Source organism: Sphingobium lactosutens (assembly GCF_013393185.1).
In the GTDB taxonomy this organism is placed as follows: domain Bacteria; phylum Pseudomonadota; class Alphaproteobacteria; order Sphingomonadales; family Sphingomonadaceae; genus Sphingobium; species Sphingobium lactosutens_A.
Genome location: NZ_QJQX01000054.1, coordinates 85,647 through 101,875 on the forward strand (window position 1 = coordinate 85,647; position 16,229 = coordinate 101,875).

Consider the following 16,229-nt stretch of genomic DNA (forward strand, 5'->3'; position numbering starts at 1 on the left):
CGAATGCAGGGCGTGACGTTGAAAAGCCGCGCCGCTGCCTTCGCCTGTGCCGCGGGGGCGCTGGTGTTCATCCTGTCGCTGGTGCTGGGCTATACGCCGGGCCAGGAGGACGACCTGATGCAGGTCGGCCGCGCCCTCATCATCGCCATATTGTGCGGGACCATGAGCTGGGCTTCGGCGAGCCGGTCCATGGCCGCCACCGCCAGCGCGATCGACATCGCCACCGAAAGACTGGTGTCGGCCGCCCATGGCGACCTGCAATCGCCCGTCCCGAAAGACATTGGCGGCGAGCTGCCCGAACTGTCGGTGGCGATGGAAAGCCTGTTCAGCCAGGTGCGGACCAATCTCGACCATGTGCAGACGCTCGCCCTGTTCGATCAGGTCACGGGCCTGGCCAATCGCACCAGTTTCTGCCGCCAGGTCGAGCGCCATCTGGCCGAACGGACCGACGCCGGCATGGCCGCGCTCTTCTTCATCGACCTGGACGGGTTCAAGGGCGTGAACGACACGCTGGGCCATGCGGCGGGCGACCAGTTGCTGGCCCGCGTCGCCGGCCGCCTGCGCGAAGTGGTGATGGCGCAGGTCAGCAACGGCACCGGCGATGCCGTAATCGGCCGTCTCGCCGGCGACGAATTCACCCTGTTCTTCCCGACCCTGCCGGGCCGCAGCGCCGCATCGCGGATCGCGCGCGCGATCCAGTTCGCGCTGAGCGAGCGGTTCGACCTTGGCAGCCAGCATGTCGAACTGGGCGCGTCGATCGGCATCGCCTGCTATCCCGAGCATGGCGACACGCTTTCGGCGCTGCTGCGCGCCGCCGACATCGCCATGTATCATGCCAAGCATGAAGGGCGCGGGCGGGCGGAAATCTATACTGCCGAACTGGCGCTGGAAGCGGCCGACCGCGCCGAACTGGAACGCGAACTGCTGCTGGGGCTGCAACGCGACGAGTTTCTGCTGGAATTCCAGCCGCAGATCGACATCGGCAGCGGCCGTGCCGTCGCCGCCGAGGCGCTGGTGCGCTGGGCGCATCCCGAACGCGACCTGGTGATGCCGGGCGCCTTCGTACCGATCGCGGAGGAAAGCGGCGCGATCGTCGCGCTGGGCGACTGGGTGATGAGCCGCGTCTGCGAGACCGCGGCGCGCTGGGCGCAGGCCGGCATCGACCAGCGCATCGCCGTCAACATCAGCACGCGCGAACTGGCGCAGGCGGACTTTTTCCTGCGCCTGCGCCACGCCATGGCGACGCATGAGGCGCCGCCCGCCATGCTGGAACTGGAAATCACCGAATCGCTCGCCATGGACATGGAGCCGCGCATATTGGGCCAGCTGCGCGCGCTGCGCGAAGAGGGCGTGCAGATCGCCATCGACGATTTCGGGACGGGCTATTCCAACCTCGCGCGACTGAAGGAACTGCCGGTCGACCGGGTGAAGATCGACCGCAGTCTGGTCCGCGATATCGCGACCTCAGCCGAGGCGCGGACGATATGCAGCGCGGTCGTCGGTCTGGTCCAGGGGCTGGGCATGGAAGTGGTGGTCGAAGGAATTGAGAGCGAGGCGCAGATGGATGTGCTGCGGGTGATCGGCTGCTCGCTGTTCCAGGGCTATCACCTCGCCATGCCGAGCCGCGAGCAAGCCTATCTCGACCGCTTCGCCCCGCCGATGACCATGCGGGAACAGCGCAGCCTCTGATCGAGCGGCAAGAGCGCCCCGAATATTGCGTACCGGCAGTGCCTTGGCCGTTGGGACGAGGCGGGATGACGGGAAAGGTGGGGAACGGGCGGTCGGCCTTCAGGCCCGCGCCCGTCATTCCTGCAATGTCTTCTCCAGCGCCGCTTCCGCGCGCGTCGCATAGTCGCGGCAGGCGGCCGGATCGGCGAAGGGATGGGGCGTGCTTGTCTTGGCCAGTCTGGCCAGCCGGTCGGCATCGCTATCACGCGGATGCGAGGCGATCAGCATGTCGCAGGGCATCGCCTTCACCCGCGCGAAGCTGGTGCGGAAGGCGTCGACGAAGCGCCGGTGCGCCGGATCGGCAAAGCGCCAGCCATCGGCCGCGATCGGATTGAGGCTGGCGGCGAAGACGATCGTCCTGCAATCCTTCCCCTCGCAGCTTTTCCAGCTCCAGCTCATGCTGCCCAGCGTATGGCCCGGCGTGCCATGGGCGGTAACGGCGACGTCGCCCAGCCGGACCCGCTCGCCATCACGCACCGCGCGCAGCTTGGTGACGCCCGGAAACCGCTCCAGCCAGCCGGCTTGCGGGTCTTCGGGATCGCCTCCGCCCTGCCGCAATATGGCGGCGGCAGGCGCGCTGGCGATCACGGTTGCGCCGCTGTCCCGCGCCAGGGCGGCAATGCCACCGGCATGGTCGAAATGCGGTTCGGTGCTGAGGATCAGCTTCACCTGTTTGATCGAGAAGCCGAGCTGGCGGATCTTCACCTCGATATCCTCCACCGCCTGCGGCACCGCGCCGTCGATCAGGATCAGCCCCGCGCTGGTGTGGATCAGCGCCACGTTCAGCCCGCCAAAGCCGACCAGATAGGTCTGCCCATGGAGCCGCACCGGTGGCTGCGGCGCCAGCCAGCGCTTCGCGGAGTCGGGCGCGATCGGGCGCGTCAGTGGATCGTCCGGTTTGCCCGCGCCCATCGCCATCATCCCAGCCAGGCTAATAGCCAGCACCGCCACTTTCCGCATGATTTCGCCTCCTCCTTGGTATGAAGGCTAAGCTGCCTTGCCGTAGCCTCAACGACAAAGCATGATTTCTCGACAGAGCCATTAGGCTGACTTATGCCTGCATCCCCATGGACCGCGCCCAATTGCCCCTGAACGCCCTGCGCGCCTTCGAGGCGGCGGCGCGGCATCTGAACTTCACGAAAGCAGCGATCGAACTCTGCGTCAGCCAGGGTGCGGTCAGCCAGCAGGTGGCGCAGCTGGAGGCGCGGCTGGGCGCGCCGCTCTTCCGCCGCCTGCCGCGCGGCCTGATGCTGACCGACGAAGGGCGCGCGCTGCTGCCGGTGATGGGCGATGCGCTCGACCGGATCGGCGCGACCTTGGGCCGGATCGAGGGCGGTCGCCCGCGCGAGAGATTGAACCTGGGAGTCGTCGGCACCTTCGCTGGCGGCTGGCTGCTCGACCGGCTGGAGGATTTCGCCCGCGCCTGTCCGCATGTGGACCTGCGCATCATGACCAACAACAACCGCGTCGATCTGGCGGGCGAAGGGCTGGACCTCGCCATCCGCTTCGGCGACGGGGCGTGGCACGGCACCCATGCCGATCCGATCCTGCGCGCGCCGCTTGCTCCCGTCTGCACGCCGGAGATGGCGGCCCGCCTGCCCGATCCCGCCGCGCTCGCCCGCGAGACATTGCTGCGATCCTATCGCGCCGACGAATGGCCGCGCTGGTTCGCGGCGGCGGGCGCATCCTGCCCGCCACTGCGCGGGCCGGTGTTCGACAGCTCGATCCTGATGGTGCAGGCGGCGTTGCGCGGCCTCGGCGTCGCGCTCGCCCCGCCCGCCTTGTTCGGGAATGACCTGCACGCGGGCCGGCTGGTCCAGCCCTTCGCCGCATCGATCGATCTGGGCGGCTATTGGCTCACCCGATTGATGTCCCGCCCGCACAGCCCCGCCATGGCGGATTTTCGGGCATGGCTGATCGCCGCTGCCGCAGGCTGATCGATCGACCGGACTGCGCCAGCCACTTCATTCATGATTTGAAATCATGAATGAGCTTATTGCTTCCGCCTCTTCACCATCGGTGCAATAGCGTTCCGATTGTCCAGTTCGCTGTCCATTCTGCGTCCTCGGGACGACATAACCCCCTGCTTCAGGCCGGATAGGAGATCGCCATCACCTCATATTCCTTCTCGCCCGCCGGCAGCCTGACGCGGCGCAGGTCGCCCACCGCCGCGCCGCGCAGAGCGCGCGCGATCGGCGATCCCCAGCCGATCCGCCCGGCATCCACATCGGTCTCGTCATTGCCGACGATCGTCACGGTGCGGGACAAGTCATCCTCGTCGGCGATGGTGACGGTGGCGCCGAAATAGACCCGCCCCTTGTCCGGTTGCTGCCGGGGGTCGACGACCTTGGCGTCCTTCATCTTCTTCGACAGGCGCTTCAACTGGCCGTCAATCTCGCGCATCCGCTTGCGGCCATAGAGATAGTCGCCATTCTCGCTGCGGTCGCCGTTGCCCGCCGCCCAGCTCACCACCTCGACGATCGCCGGGCGCTCTACGCCCAGCAGATGGTCATATTCGGCGCGCAGCTTCGCGAAGCCTTCGGGGGTGATATAGTTGGGATAGGGGGTGGTCATTGCCGCCCTCTAGCGCAGATTCAGCCCGGTGTCTGCTTGCCCAGATAACGGCTCAGCACCGCACTCGTCCCCCGGAACTTCGCGCGCTCCGGGTTCATCGCCTCATAGACGACCGCATTTTCCAGCACCCGCTGCACATAGTTGCGGGTCTCGAAGATCGGGATCTGCTCGATCCAGCGCAGCATGTCGGACCCGGCCATGCGCGGGTCGCCATTGGCGGCGATCCACTTGTTCACGTTGCCCGGCCCGGCATTATAGGCCGCGACGGCGAGCGGATAGCTGCCGCTATAATAGTCCAGCATCCGCTGGAAATAGCCCGACCCCAGCATGATATTGTAGCTGGGATCGTTGAGCGAGGCAGGGTTGTAGCCAAGGCCGAGCTTGCCCGCCTGTTCGCGCGCGGTGCCGGGCATCAGCTGCATCAGGCCGCGCGCGCCGGCATGGCTGACGATCTGCTTGTCGAACTGGCTTTCCTGCCGCGCGATCGCATGGACCATGGTCCAGTTATATTGCGCCGTCGGTGGCACCGGTACGCGCGGGAAAGCGGTTTCGCCATAGCCGGTCAGGCCGCTCGACACAGCGCGGCGGCCGACCATCACGCTCATGTCCGGGCGGTTGATCTGCTGCGCCAGTTCGGCGGCAAGGAAATGGTCGGTGTCGCTGTCGGCATTGTTGGCGATGGCGCGGGCGAACTTGCTCTGGTCCTCCCAATAGCCCATCTGCCCCAGCGCCTTGACCGCGCGCACGACCGATCGGCTGTCGAACGCCGCCCGTTCCGCCGCGGAGATCGGCACCGGCCGCTCTACCGTCGCGGGCGCGGGGATCGGCCGGCCCAGCCGTTCGAGCGCCAGCTGGCCGTAAAACTGGTCGGGATAGACGCCGGCCTGATTGAAATAGCTGTTGGCGGTGGCGGCGTCGCCCGCCTGCAATGCCGCGCGACCCGCCCAATAATAGCCCTTCGACCGAGTCTGGGGCGACTTGGCGGCGTCGGCATAGCGGCGGAACATCGTCACCGCATCGGTCGGCCGGTTGAGATTATAATAAGCGGTCGTGCCCGCCAGCCAGGCCAGGCTGGTATAATCGTCGCGCACGCCGATCGGCTGGTCGCTCACCTGCACGCCGGGCGCGATCGCATCGTCGATCTTGCTGGCGATGCCATAGGCGAAAGTCCACTGGCTGTCGTTCGCGGCGGCGCGCGCCTGATTCAGCAGCACCTCATAATATTTCTCGGCATTGCTCGGGCGATAGGTCAGCGCGCTGCGGTTCGCCAGATATTGGCGCGCGCCCACCCAGTTGCCGGTGTCGCGCATCCAGATCGCCTTGTCGGCGATGAAGCCCGCATCGCTCGCGCCGGTCGCCTCGGCCACCTGCGCCAGCACGGACGCGTCGGGCGTCTTGCGGCGCAGCGCGATGCGCGCCTGGAAGGCCGCGCGACGCGCCGGGCTGACATAGGCGATCATCCGCATCGCGCCGTTGACGTCATTATTCCACAACAGCGCATCGGCCCGCTGGTCATGGTCGGCGGGCGTCAGGCTGGAGCCGAAGAGCGAGAGCAGTCGCGCCTCATCCTCCGGGCTGAGCGAGCCGCCGATCCAGGCATTGCGCGCGGCGACCCGCGCCTCGTTCATGCGGCCAAGCTGCATCAGCGCAACGGCATTGCGGGCATGGCCCGTCGCCGTGCGCGCCGGGAAGCGCGCGAAAAAGGCCGTCACCTGACCCGGATCATAGCTGTTGGGATTGATCCCCGTTTCGGCCAGCCGCCGCATCCGGTCCTCGCCGGGCCAGCCGGGATTGGCCAGTATGAAGCTGGCATAGGTGGACGCGCCCAGCCCGTCGCTCTGCTGCAACGCGCGCCACTGGCTGATCGTGCCAGCGATGCCCGCGTCGCTGGGCTGGCCGATTCGCGCCTGCACCTGATTCCACTGGCTGGCGGGCTGCTGACCATATTCGGGCGGGATCTGCTGGACCGTCGCACCGGAGGGGGAAGCGGGCATAGAAGAGGCGGGGGCGAGGCCTTCGGTCTGCGCGCCCGCGCCGGCAGTCATGAGCAACAAGGCAATAATCGGCATGCGGATCAGGTAACTTTCGACATGGGAGGAAGCGCGCATGCTGGACATAATCGCATTTGCATCCTTATCAGGCCCTGAATGACGCGCTATAGCGCGCCGTTTCATCGATCATGCCCCGGCCGCCCGGAGATTTGAAGGAGTTTTATCATGTTTTCGGGCTCGATTCCGGCTCTGATCACCCCGTTTCGCGACGGAACGGTGGATGAAGCGGCCTTCCGCGCCTTTGTAGACTGGCAGATTGCGGAAGGATCGAGCGCGCTCGTGCCCTGCGGAACGACGGGCGAAAGCGCCACCATGACGGTGGAAGAGCATAATCGCGTCATCGCCATCTGCGTCGATCAGGCGGCGGGCCGGGTGCCGGTGATCGCCGGATGCGGATCCAACGATACGCGAATCGCGCTGGAGCATATGTTTGCCGCGCAGGCCGCCGGGGCGGACGCCGCGCTGGTCGTCGCGCCCTATTACAACAAGCCCAATCAGGAGGGCGTCTATCGCCATTTCGCCTATCTGGCGGAGCGTTGCGACCTGCCTATCGTCCTTTACAATGTTCCGACCCGCACCATCACCGACATCGGCGTGCCGGTGATCCATCGCCTGTCGGAAGAATATCAGACCGTCGTCGGCATCAAGGACGCCACCGGAAATCTGGGGCGTGTCACCGCGCAGCGCCTCGCTTGCCGCGCCGACTTCTGCCAGCTGTCGGGCAATGACGAAACGGCGCTGGGGTTCAATGCAATGGGGGGCAAGGGGTGCATCAGCGTCACCGCCAACGTCGCGCCGCGCCTGTGCGCCGATTTCCAGGCCGCGATGGCGGCGCATGACTGGGATAGCGCCCTTGCGCTTCAGGATCGTCTCTACCCCTTGCATGATGCCCTGTTCAGCGATTCTTCACCCGGCCCCGTCAAATATGCGCTCACGCGCGTCCGCCCGGACATGCCCGGCGACGTCCGGCTGCCGATCACCTGGCCGTCGGAATCGAGTCGCGCCGCCGTGGATCGCGCGCTGGAGATTGCGGGATTGGTTTGAGGCGCAGCCGACACCATATCCCGTTCGTTCCGGGCAGAGCCGCGGAATAGGAGATGGCAGGGGCGCGTATGTGCGCCGACCGCGCCCGACACGAACGGAAGATTATAAAAGACAATGGCCCGCCCCCGTCCCGCAACCTTCGACAAGAAGAAGATCGTCGCCGAAAACCGGCGCGCGAGGTTCGATTATTTCATCGAGGACGTGTTCGAGGCAGGCATCGCCCTGCAGGGAACCGAAGTGAAGGCGCTGCGCGGCGGTGAGGGCAATATCGCCGAAAGCTATGCCGAGGTGAAGGGCAATCAGGTGTGGCTGGTGAACAGCAACATCCCCGAATATAGCCATGGCAACCGCGAAAATCACACGCCCAAGCGCCCGCGCAAGCTGCTGCTGCATGAGCGCGAGATCAACAAGATGCATGGCGCGGTGGAGCGCAAGGGCATGACGCTGGTGCCGCTGATGATCTATTTCAACAGCCAGGGCCGGGCCAAGGTCGAACTGGCGTTGGCCAAGGGCAAGCAGAATCACGACAAGCGCGACAGCATCAAGGAACGCGACTGGAAGCGCGATCAGCAGCGCATCATGCGGGATAAGGGTTGATGAGCAACCGCCTCACCCGCTGGTGGCACGCCAATGCGCCCACCCGCGAATCGCTGGAACAGAGCAAGGTTCTCGCCCCCGTCGCCCATCGCGTGCTCGAACCCTCGCTCTGGCGCTTCACCCGCCGCTCGGTGCCGCGCGGCGTGGCGCTGGGCCTGTTCGTCGGCATCTTCCTGCTGATCCCCGGCGTCCAGATCGCGGGCGCGGCGCTCTTCGCTCTGCCATTTCGCGCCAACATTCCGGTTGCCGCCGCGATGACCTTCCTTTCCAACCCCGCCACCACGCCGCTTATCCTGATGGCGTCGGTGTGGCTCGGCAACTGGATATTGGGCCGCAGCGCCGACGCCACCGGCTTCATGGCGCTGGTCGACGGCCATGCCTCGATCGGCCAATGGTGCAGCTGGCTCTTCTCCGAAGCGGCCCCCGCCATGCTGCTCGGCCTGTTCCTCATCTCGCTCGCCAGCGCGGTCATCGGCTATTTCATGGCCGACTGGTTCTGGCGCCATCGCATGGGCCGCAAATGGCAGGCGCGCAAATTGAGGATTGGCAAGGTCCACAAAAGCAGCGCATTGGAGAAGGCCGCCGGCGTCTGACGCGGGCAGGGCCTGATCCTTTTGCGCCACCCGCGCAGGCTTGAATCAGGCTTCTGGCAAAAGGGTCTTGGGTTCGGTGTCGATGCAGGGGGTTGGCCGCTGATGGCCGCACGGCTGAAAAAGGATGATGAGGCGTGGCTGGTGAAACCGGCCTCGCCCTTTGCGCTGCCGCTGCTGATCGGGGTGGCCTTGCTGTCGGCCGGCCTCATCTTCTACGCCGCGGGCAGCGTGCCGCTGGCGGCGGGCTTTGCCGCAAGCGTGCTCGCCATCGCCGCGCTGATGAGCTGGTATCATCGCCTCTATCCCGCCCTGGCGTCCGCCGGTGAAGCGACGCCCGACTGGACCGTCGCCCGCGCCGCCGCCGACGCATCCAGCATCGCCATCGCCGTCACCGACCGTGCAGGGCGGCTGGTCTGCGCCAGCGACCTGTTCGGCGAATGGTTTCCCGGCTATCCGACCCCGCCCGGTGTCACCGGCGACGCCCTCCTGACCGAAAGCCTGTCGCACAGCGCGCGCGCCGCCTGGCGCGACGGCGACGCCCGGATGGAGGGGATGACATTGGGCGCGATGCGGCTGGACGTCGACATCGCCCGCACCGGCCGGTCGGACGATTATCTGCTCTGGCGCTTCACCCCCGTCCGCCAGCCGAGCGCGCTGGACGACGTGCATCGCTTCCTGACCGGGGAAGCCGGCCGCCAACTGGGCGAGGCGGGGATCATGGCGGTGATGATCGGCGGCGAAGGCCGGATCCGGGCCGCCAACGGCGCCTTCATGCTGCGGGCGGCCGGGCGCATCGACGCCAATATCACCGGCCGCGACTTTGCGACCCATATGCGGGTGGACGACAAGGGCCGCCTGTTCCTGGCGCGCGAGGAAAGCGGCGGCCTGCCGCTGCGCCTGCTTCAGGTGCCGCTGCGCCGCGCCAGCCAGCCGGGCGGACAGGCGACCGCGCAGGACGGCCCGATGCTGCTGCTGCTGATCGACGAGCCGGCGGGCGGCGGCGGCACGTCCGCGCTTTCCTATATCGAAACCCTGCTCTCGCTCTTGCCCTTCGGCCTCGCCATGGCGGACCGCGACGGGCGTATCCTGTTCGTCAACAAGGCCTTCGCCCGCGCCTCCGGCCTCAAGTCGGGCACCAAGCCGAGCTATCCCGGCGATCTCGTCGTGCGCGAGGATCAGGCGGCGGTCGCCGACGCGGTGCGCCGTTTCGCCGTCGGCCCGCAAATGTCGGGCGACATCGCCGTGCGCATGCGCGACCAGCCCGACGAGTCCACCGCGCTCAGCCTGGCGGGCGTCCGGGGGCTGGGCGAAGCGGCCGTGCTGCTCAGCCTCAAGGACAATAGCGAGGAGAGCAAACTCAAGCGCCAGGTCGCGCAGGCGACCAAGATGCAGGCGATCGGCCAGCTCGCCGGCGGCGTCGCGCATGACTTCAACAATATCCTGACCGCCATCATCGGCCATTGCGACCTGATGCTGATGCGCCATACGCCGGGCGACAGCGACTATGACGATATCCAGCAGGTCAAGTCGAACAGCAACCGCGCCGCCGGCCTGACCCGCCAGTTGCTCGCCTTCTCGCGCCAGCAGACGCTGCGGCCGCAGATATTGCAATTGCCCGACATCGTGTCCGACGTGTCGAACCTGCTGAAGCGCCTGCTCGGTGAAAATGTCCGGCTCGACGTCAGCCATGGTCGCAACCTCGGCGCGGTGCGCGCCGACCCCGGTCAGCTCGAGCAGGTGATCGTCAACCTGGCGGTCAATGCGCGCGACGCCATGCCCGAAGGCGGCACGCTCAACATCCAGACCTATGCCGTCCCTGCCGCCAAGGTGCGCGAGATGCGGCAGCAGATATTGCCGGTGGGCGACTATACCGCGTTGCGCGTGTCCGACACCGGCCTCGGCATCCCGCCCGACATATTGTCCAAGATTTTCGAGCCTTTCTTCACCACCAAGGAACTGGGCAAGGGCACCGGCCTTGGCCTCTCGACCGTCTATGGCATCGTCAAGCAGTCGGGCGGCTATATCTTCGCCGAATCCGAACTGGGCCGCGGCGCCAGCTTCGTCATCTACCTGCCGGTCTATGCCGGAGCGGACGCCGATCATGCCACCCACGTCCCCATGCCCGTCCGCCGCACCGAAACCTGGGGCACCGGCACGATCCTGCTGGTCGAGGATGAGGATATGGTCCGCGCCGTCGCGGAGCGCGCGCTGACGCGCCAGGGCTACAAGGTGCTGACCGCCAATGACGGCGAGCAGGGGCTGGAGGTGCTGGCCGCGAACGACGGCATCGACCTGCTCATTTCCGACGTGGTCATGCCCAATATGGACGGCCCCGCCATGGTGACGCAGGCGCGGATCACCCATCCGCAGCTGCCCGTCCTCTTCATGTCGGGATATGCCGAGGAACAGCTGCGCAAGTCGATCGACATCGCCAATGTCGCCTTCCTGCCCAAGCCCTTCTCCGTCAGCCAGCTGGCCGAGGCGGCGCGCGACGCGCTGGCCAAACATCCGGCGGCGGAATGAACTTCTTTCCCGCTCAAGCGATTATGCTGGGCAAGAAGTGGGCATTGCGATAGCCATTGCAGGAACAAAAGGGGGCTTGGCATAGATGTCGGACGCGAAATCCATCCTCGTCGTGGAAGACGAAGCGATGATCGGCATGATGCTGGAAGATTATCTCGACGCACTGGGCTACCGTCTACACGCCGTGGCGGCGACCGTGGATGAAGCCTGCGCCCATGCGCGCGAGGGCGGCTTCGACGCCGCCCTGCTCGACTGCAACCTTCAGGGCGAAAAGAGCTGGCCCGTCGCCGACATATTGGCGCAGGCCGACATCCCCTTCATCTTCGCCACCGGCGGCATGGCCGACGATCTGCCGACCGGCCATGCCGACCGCCCGACCCTCGCCAAGCCCTTCACCATCGGCGCCGTCGAACGCGCCTTGGGCAAGGTGCTGGGAGCGTAAATTCCCGTTCCGTTCAGGCTGAGCCTGTCGAAGCCACTGCCTTTTGGCTCCGACCTTGAAGTGCCGCGCTTCTATAAGCTGAGTTGGTGGGGGATGGCGAACATTGCCCGCCATTTTTCGGGTCTCAAGAGGTCTGGCAAGTCATTGCCTGAGATCCCAGCGTTGACCTGCGGTCGCCCATCGGGTCGCTGGATGACGACCAAGTTTCAGGCGTAAAGCCGCTGGCCCGCTCCCGCCCCCTTCCCGTCATGCCGACGAAAGTCAGCATGCATTGGTTCTGCGGTCGTGAATTCGTGAGAGGCAGAGGCTCATGGATCCCGCATCAAGTGCGGGATGACGGAATGGAGTAAAGCCCGCCCGCTACTCTTCTTTGCCATCACCGCGACCCGAACGGGGTGATGGCAAAGCCGAACTCCATTTCCTGACTTGCAGCCAGCGCCAGGCCGGGGAGATGGATCCGCCGCCGCAGGAATGGCGGACAGGGATACGCAGACCGGACCGACCGCCACCCATTCCATCCTTGCTGTCGCTGATGAATGGCAAGGAGGGCGGCTGACGCTTATCCTTCCGGCTTGTCTTTGTCCGGCAGGATCCTTTCCACGATGACCGGGGCGACCGGGGCGGGATCGACGGCGCCTTTGACCAGCGCGTCGAGGCTGGAGCCGTCGAGGCCCAGTTCCTTCATCAGGCCGTCGATCACCGGCGCCTGCGCGCGGTAGCGCAGGGCCGCCGACACGGCGGCGCTGGCGAGATTCTGGTCGCCGCCCGCGCTTACCAGGCCGTCGCTCCCCGTGCTTCCACCGGTGATGCCGTCGACCTGCACGATCTTGATCGAATCGATCGCCTCCAGCGGCCGGGCCGCTTCGCGGACCAGCTCGGGCAGCACCTTGAGCAGCGCCAGCTTGGTCTGGAGCGAGATCTGGTCGGAGGAGAGCAGGTTCGACGCTTCGTTGACGGCGCGCTGGCCGGCGGCCTCCACCTCGAAGCGGACGCGGTCGGCGTCGGCGCGCAGCTTGGCGGCTTCGGCTTCACCCTCGGCGGCGACGCGCAGCGCTTCGGCGCGATCGGCGGCGGCCTGCTTCTCGGCCTCGGCCTCGACCCGGACCTGGATGGCGGCGCGCTCCGCCTCACGCGCGGCGTCGATCAGCTCGATCCGCTTGGCGCGTTCGGCGATTTCGGTCGCGCGGGAGGTCTGGACCTGTTCCTCGGCGGCGACGGCCTTCGCGCGGGCTTCGTCCGCCTGCGCCTTGGCCTGACTTTCCTCGCGGCTCTTGTTCTGGACCGCGATCTGCTGCTCCTGCCGGGCGAGTTCAAGCGCCTGGTCCTGTTCGATACGAGCCTGCTGCACGGCGCGGTCGGCCTCGATCTGCTGGCTGTCGACCAGCTTCTTCGCTTCGATCCGGGCCTGGTCGGCTTCCTGCTGGCGCAGCGACTGTTCGCGGGCGACCTCGGCGATCTGGGCGGCGCGGCGCATCTCGACCTCGCGCTCCTGCTCCAGCCGGGCGAATTCGGTGTCGCGGGAGATGAGGAGCGACTGGCGTTCGGCCTCCAGATTCTTGGTTTCGATCTGGACGCGGGTTTCCTGCTCGATGTCGTTGCGCGATTTCTTGCGCAGCTCGATCTGCTCGGTCAGCTTGGTCAAACCCTCGGCGTCAAAGGCGTTATTGGCATTGAAATGCTCGATCGAGGTCTGGTCGAGACCGGTGAGCGACACGCTTTCCAGCTCGAGGCCATTCATCGCCAGATCGACCGACGACACCTGCTGCACCTTCTGCACGAAGTCGCCGCGCTGTTCATGCAACTGGTTCATGGTCATGCCCGCCGCGACCGACCGCAGCGCGTCGACGAACTTGCCCTCGACCAGTTCCTTGAGCGCTTCCGGGTTCATGGTGCGCATGCCGAGCGTTTGGGCGGCGGTGGCGATCGACTGGGCATCGGGGCGGACGCGTACGTAGAATTCCGCCTTCACGTCGATGCGCAGGCGATCGAGGGTGATGAGCGCGTCGCTATTCTTGCGCTCTACCGCGAGGCGGACGGTGTTCATGTTGACCGGCATCGTCTCATGGAAGATCGGCAGCACCAGCGCGCCGCCGTTCATGACGACCTTTTCCCCGCCAAAGCCGGTGCGGACGAAGCCGATTTCCTTGGACGCCCGTTTGTAGAGGCGGGCGATCACGATCCCGAGCACGATCAGGACGAGCAGGCCACTGCCCGCGATGATCGCATAGGGAAGGATGGAAAAGCTTTGCTGGACGGCAGGCAGGGTCATGTCTGTCTCCTAAAGTTGGGGTAGATAATGATCGCCATGGGAGATGGCGCGGAACAGATGCTGTTCGCGGCGGACGAGCAGGATGATCTCGCCTTCCTCCAGCACCTGACCCGCATTGTCGGGTTCGACCATGACATAATGGGTCTGGCCATGATGATCCTCGACCCGGGCGCGGGCGGGGGAGCCGCTGGCGGCGCGGCCGGTGACGATGCGCGCATGGCTGCCGACCAGATGGTCGAGCGGGATGGCGGTCGTATGGTCCTGCGGCAGGAGCGGCGCGACGATGCGCGCCGCAAGGCCAGTGGCGGGCAGCGCCGCGACCCCGGCTGCTGGCACCGCGATCCAAGGTGAGAGCATCGCGCCCAGCAGGTCGTGCGCCGCCTGCTGGCCGAGCAGGCCGATGATGGCGAAGAGGGTGAGGAAGAGAGAAATCAGCGCCAGCAGCGGCAGGCGGCCAAGGCCCAGCCAGCCGAGCAGGCCGGCGTTACTGTCGAGATCGAGGTCGGCGTCGCCGGCAAAGCCCAGCGCCTGGACGCCACCGATCAGCAGCATCAGCAGCAGCGCCGATACGAAGACGATATTTTCCGGCGCGAAAAGAAAGGCAACCACCCTAACCTCCTGATTCGACGGCGATGCTAACCGACGAATGGAGGCAGAGACAGGATAAACCGACTGGCCGTGTTAGATTACTGCATCACCAGGTCGCGGCTGATATAGACCTGTGCGACGCGGCCATTCTTCATCGAGCAGGTGAAGCGGCGCGACGTGCCGTCATTGGCGCGATAGCTGCTGCGGCTCTCGACATAGCCGTCGATATTATAACCGTCTGCCGTGGCGACGGGCGTTTCCATATGGCGGACCTCGGCATAGCCGCCATTCTCGCCTTGGGCTTCGTCGCGGGCGGCGAGGGCGCAGGCGTCGGTCATGGCGTCATCGCGACCGTTGGCGTCGGCGACGTCGGAGAAATCGGCATCATCGCGGGCGGGCGCGTCGCTGCGGACGTCGGTGCCATAGTCGGTGCCGGTGCCGGGCGGTGGGGCGTCATATTCGCCACCGGTCCGGGGATCGCGGATCTTCCTGTCCTTCGACATGGAGTTGGCGACGATCGCAACCGCGCCGACGATGGCCGCGACGCTGATCGCATCGCCCAGGCCGAAGCCGTCGCCGCGATGGCGGTGATGCCGGTCCCAGCCACCGCGATCCCAGCCGCCGCCATAACCATAGCGAGGCCGTGCTTCGGCCGCGCTGACGCTACCCAGCAGCAGCCCCGCGCTCACCAGCGCTCCGGTCATCCAGCGTGCCTTGGTTCCGATCATGTCCGTTTCTCCTGCGACAGGATGAGCCATAGCCGCGTCCGGCTGTCCAGCGGCTGAACGGTCAGGACGGGACCTCGACGCGGCGGACGCTGATCGACTGGGCGTTCATCTGGGCGCCGCCGAAGATTGTCATGAAGGCGATGTCGGTGGCATCGCGACCCACGGCGATGCGGACCATGGTTTCGACCGGGGCCATGTGGGTGGCGTCGACGATGTGCCAGGCGCCGTCGAGCCAGACCTCCACCACGGCGTGGAAATCAGGCGGGTCGAGGTCGAGCGCATAGACCGACACCAGCCGAGCGGGAATGTCGCGCGAGCGGATCAGCGCGGCGGTCAGGTGGGCGAAGTCGCGGCAGACGCCCTGCTGCGCGACGAAGGTGTCGGCGGCGGTGGTGGCGATGCCGGAGCTGCCCGGTACATAGGCGATATTCTCATGCACCCAGGCTTCGAGCGCCTGCACCAGCGCCCCGCCCTCCAGATTGGAGAAATGGCCGCTGACGAAACTGCCGAAGCGGTCCGCCTCGCAATAGCGGCTGGGCCAGATGAAGGGGAGGACGTCTTCCGGTAGGCTGGGAAGGAGGCTTTTGCGGAGTCCGGCGAGGTCGACGGCGGGGCGTTGCACTTCGACCGTGGCGCGATAGGTGCTGACCATGCGGCCGGTGCCGGTGTGGGTCCAGGTGCGGCGGCCGACGCCGCTGCCGCCCACCTTGTTGGTGAGCGGGCCGGCATTGTCGATGATATGGGTCTGCTCGATCACCCGTTGGTCGGGCTGGGCGGCGGCCTCGACCGCGAGCAGCACGTCGCTGGTTTCGACAAATTCATAGTCGAGTATCGCTTCGATCGCGAGATGCATGATGTCTGGGGTCCGGAATGGAGGGCGGATCGACTCGGTCCGTAGACAGAGCATCGGCCGCGTGCAGCCCTTTCGCAAGCGGCGTTTAGGGGTTTCGGCCAGAAGCGGGCGTGAGGGACGACAGAGGCTTCGACAGGCTCCTCTCGAAGCGGAAGCGAGAAGGCGGGAACGGGCTTTCGTCGCTTAACTTCGCATATTTCCCGCAAATCCTGTTCTTTTTTTGCTCCAACCTGATCCTA

14 protein-coding genes are annotated in these 16,229 nt (G+C 66.2%); 7 read left to right on the forward strand and 7 right to left on the reverse strand.

The window, feature by feature from the left end:
- Positions 1-3 precede the first annotated feature (3 nt).
- Entirely contained in the window at positions 4-1,689 is a 1,686-nt protein-coding gene (locus tag DM806_RS14290) for a putative bifunctional diguanylate cyclase/phosphodiesterase (RefSeq protein ID WP_179043869.1), read from the forward strand.
- A 114-nt stretch (positions 1,690-1,803) separates the two neighbouring features.
- Here DM806_RS14290 and bla read toward each other — a convergent pair whose 3' ends face one another.
- Complete coding sequence (gene bla / locus DM806_RS14295) at positions 1,804-2,688, reverse strand: subclass B3 metallo-beta-lactamase (protein WP_179043870.1); 885 nt, start codon at positions 2,686-2,688, stop codon at positions 1,804-1,806.
- Between the two features lie 107 nt (positions 2,689-2,795).
- Between bla and DM806_RS14300 the strand changes: the two genes are divergently transcribed.
- On the forward strand, positions 2,796-3,665 hold the full coding sequence (locus tag DM806_RS14300) for a LysR family transcriptional regulator (RefSeq protein ID WP_179043871.1): 870 nt from the start codon (positions 2,796-2,798) through the stop codon (positions 3,663-3,665).
- Between the two features lie 151 nt (positions 3,666-3,816).
- On the opposite strand, the gene greB is transcribed toward DM806_RS14300, so the two are convergent.
- Positions 3,817-4,302 carry a transcription elongation factor GreB gene (gene greB / locus DM806_RS14305; RefSeq protein ID WP_179043872.1) on the reverse strand — a complete coding sequence of 162 codons (486 nt, stop codon included), beginning with the start codon at positions 4,300-4,302 and terminating at the stop codon, positions 3,817-3,819.
- 20 nt (positions 4,303-4,322) lie between these two features.
- A complete protein-coding gene (locus DM806_RS14310; protein ID WP_179043873.1) occupies positions 4,323-6,419 on the reverse strand; it encodes a lytic transglycosylase domain-containing protein in 2,097 nt (698 codons plus the stop codon).
- 99 nt (positions 6,420-6,518) lie between these two features.
- Here DM806_RS14310 and dapA point away from each other — a divergent pair, with 99 nt between their 5' ends.
- From dapA to DM806_RS14335, 5 genes are all read left to right on the forward strand, one after another.
- On the forward strand, positions 6,519-7,397 hold the full coding sequence (gene dapA, locus DM806_RS14315) for a 4-hydroxy-tetrahydrodipicolinate synthase (protein ID WP_179043874.1): 879 nt from the start codon (positions 6,519-6,521) through the stop codon (positions 7,395-7,397).
- 114 nt (positions 7,398-7,511) lie between these two features.
- Positions 7,512-7,994 (forward strand): SsrA-binding protein SmpB, encoded by a 483-nt coding sequence (gene smpB, locus DM806_RS14320; RefSeq protein WP_179043875.1) that lies wholly within the window; start codon positions 7,512-7,514, stop codon positions 7,992-7,994.
- On the forward strand, positions 7,994-8,587 hold the full coding sequence (locus DM806_RS14325) for a DUF2062 domain-containing protein (protein WP_179043876.1): 594 nt from the start codon (positions 7,994-7,996) through the stop codon (positions 8,585-8,587). Before smpB ends, DM806_RS14325 begins: the two co-directional genes overlap by 1 nt.
- Before the next feature lie 102 nt (positions 8,588-8,689).
- Complete coding sequence (locus DM806_RS14330) at positions 8,690-11,110, forward strand: hybrid sensor histidine kinase/response regulator (RefSeq protein ID WP_179043877.1); 2,421 nt, start codon at positions 8,690-8,692, stop codon at positions 11,108-11,110.
- Positions 11,111-11,195: 85 nt separating this feature from the next.
- Complete coding sequence (locus DM806_RS14335; protein WP_179043878.1) at positions 11,196-11,552, forward strand: response regulator; 357 nt, start codon at positions 11,196-11,198, stop codon at positions 11,550-11,552.
- A gap of 559 nt (positions 11,553-12,111) precedes the next feature.
- On the opposite strand, the gene DM806_RS14340 is transcribed toward DM806_RS14335, so the two are convergent.
- The 4 genes from DM806_RS14340 to DM806_RS14355 form a co-directional block, all read right to left on the reverse strand.
- A complete protein-coding gene (locus DM806_RS14340) occupies positions 12,112-13,821 on the reverse strand; it encodes a flotillin family protein (RefSeq protein WP_179043879.1) in 1,710 nt (569 codons plus the stop codon).
- 9 nt (positions 13,822-13,830) lie between these two features.
- Positions 13,831-14,430: an OB-fold-containig protein gene (locus DM806_RS14345; RefSeq protein WP_179043880.1), complete on the reverse strand. Its 600-nt coding sequence runs from the start codon at positions 14,428-14,430 to the stop codon at positions 13,831-13,833.
- 77 nt (positions 14,431-14,507) lie between these two features.
- Entirely contained in the window at positions 14,508-15,137 is a 630-nt protein-coding gene (locus DM806_RS14350; RefSeq protein ID WP_179043881.1) for a hypothetical protein, read from the reverse strand.
- Between the two features lie 61 nt (positions 15,138-15,198).
- Positions 15,199-15,990 (reverse strand): transglutaminase-like domain-containing protein, encoded by a 792-nt coding sequence (locus DM806_RS14355; protein WP_179043882.1) that lies wholly within the window; start codon positions 15,988-15,990, stop codon positions 15,199-15,201.
- Positions 15,991-16,229 lie beyond the last annotated feature (239 nt).

Bases quoted from the DNA above. Each gene is read 5' to 3' on its own strand.
- DM806_RS14310 (WP_179043873.1), bottom strand. From the start codon at position 6,419: ATGTCCAGCATGCGCGCTTCCTCCCATGTCGAAAGTTACCTGATCCGC.
- DM806_RS14355 (WP_179043882.1), bottom strand. From the start codon at position 15,990: ATGCATCTCGCGATCGAAGCGATACTCGACTATGAATTTGTCGAAACC.
- greB (WP_179043872.1), bottom strand. From the start codon at position 4,302: ATGACCACCCCCTATCCCAACTATATCACCCCCGAAGGCTTCGCGAAG.
- bla (WP_179043870.1), bottom strand. From the start codon at position 2,688: ATGCGGAAAGTGGCGGTGCTGGCTATTAGCCTGGCTGGGATGATGGCG.
- DM806_RS14350 (WP_179043881.1), bottom strand. From the start codon at position 15,137: ATGATCGGAACCAAGGCACGCTGGATGACCGGAGCGCTGGTGAGCGCG.
- DM806_RS14325 (WP_179043876.1), top strand. From the start codon at position 7,994: ATGAGCAACCGCCTCACCCGCTGGTGGCACGCCAATGCGCCCACCCGC.
- DM806_RS14330 (WP_179043877.1), top strand. From the start codon at position 8,690: ATGGCCGCACGGCTGAAAAAGGATGATGAGGCGTGGCTGGTGAAACCG.
- DM806_RS14290 (WP_179043869.1), top strand. From the start codon at position 4: ATGCAGGGCGTGACGTTGAAAAGCCGCGCCGCTGCCTTCGCCTGTGCC.
- dapA (WP_179043874.1), top strand. From the start codon at position 6,519: ATGTTTTCGGGCTCGATTCCGGCTCTGATCACCCCGTTTCGCGACGGA.
- DM806_RS14335 (WP_179043878.1), top strand. From the start codon at position 11,196: ATGTCGGACGCGAAATCCATCCTCGTCGTGGAAGACGAAGCGATGATC.
- smpB (WP_179043875.1), top strand. From the start codon at position 7,512: ATGGCCCGCCCCCGTCCCGCAACCTTCGACAAGAAGAAGATCGTCGCC.
- DM806_RS14340 (WP_179043879.1), bottom strand. From the start codon at position 13,821: ATGACCCTGCCTGCCGTCCAGCAAAGCTTTTCCATCCTTCCCTATGCG.
- DM806_RS14300 (WP_179043871.1), top strand. From the start codon at position 2,796: ATGGACCGCGCCCAATTGCCCCTGAACGCCCTGCGCGCCTTCGAGGCG.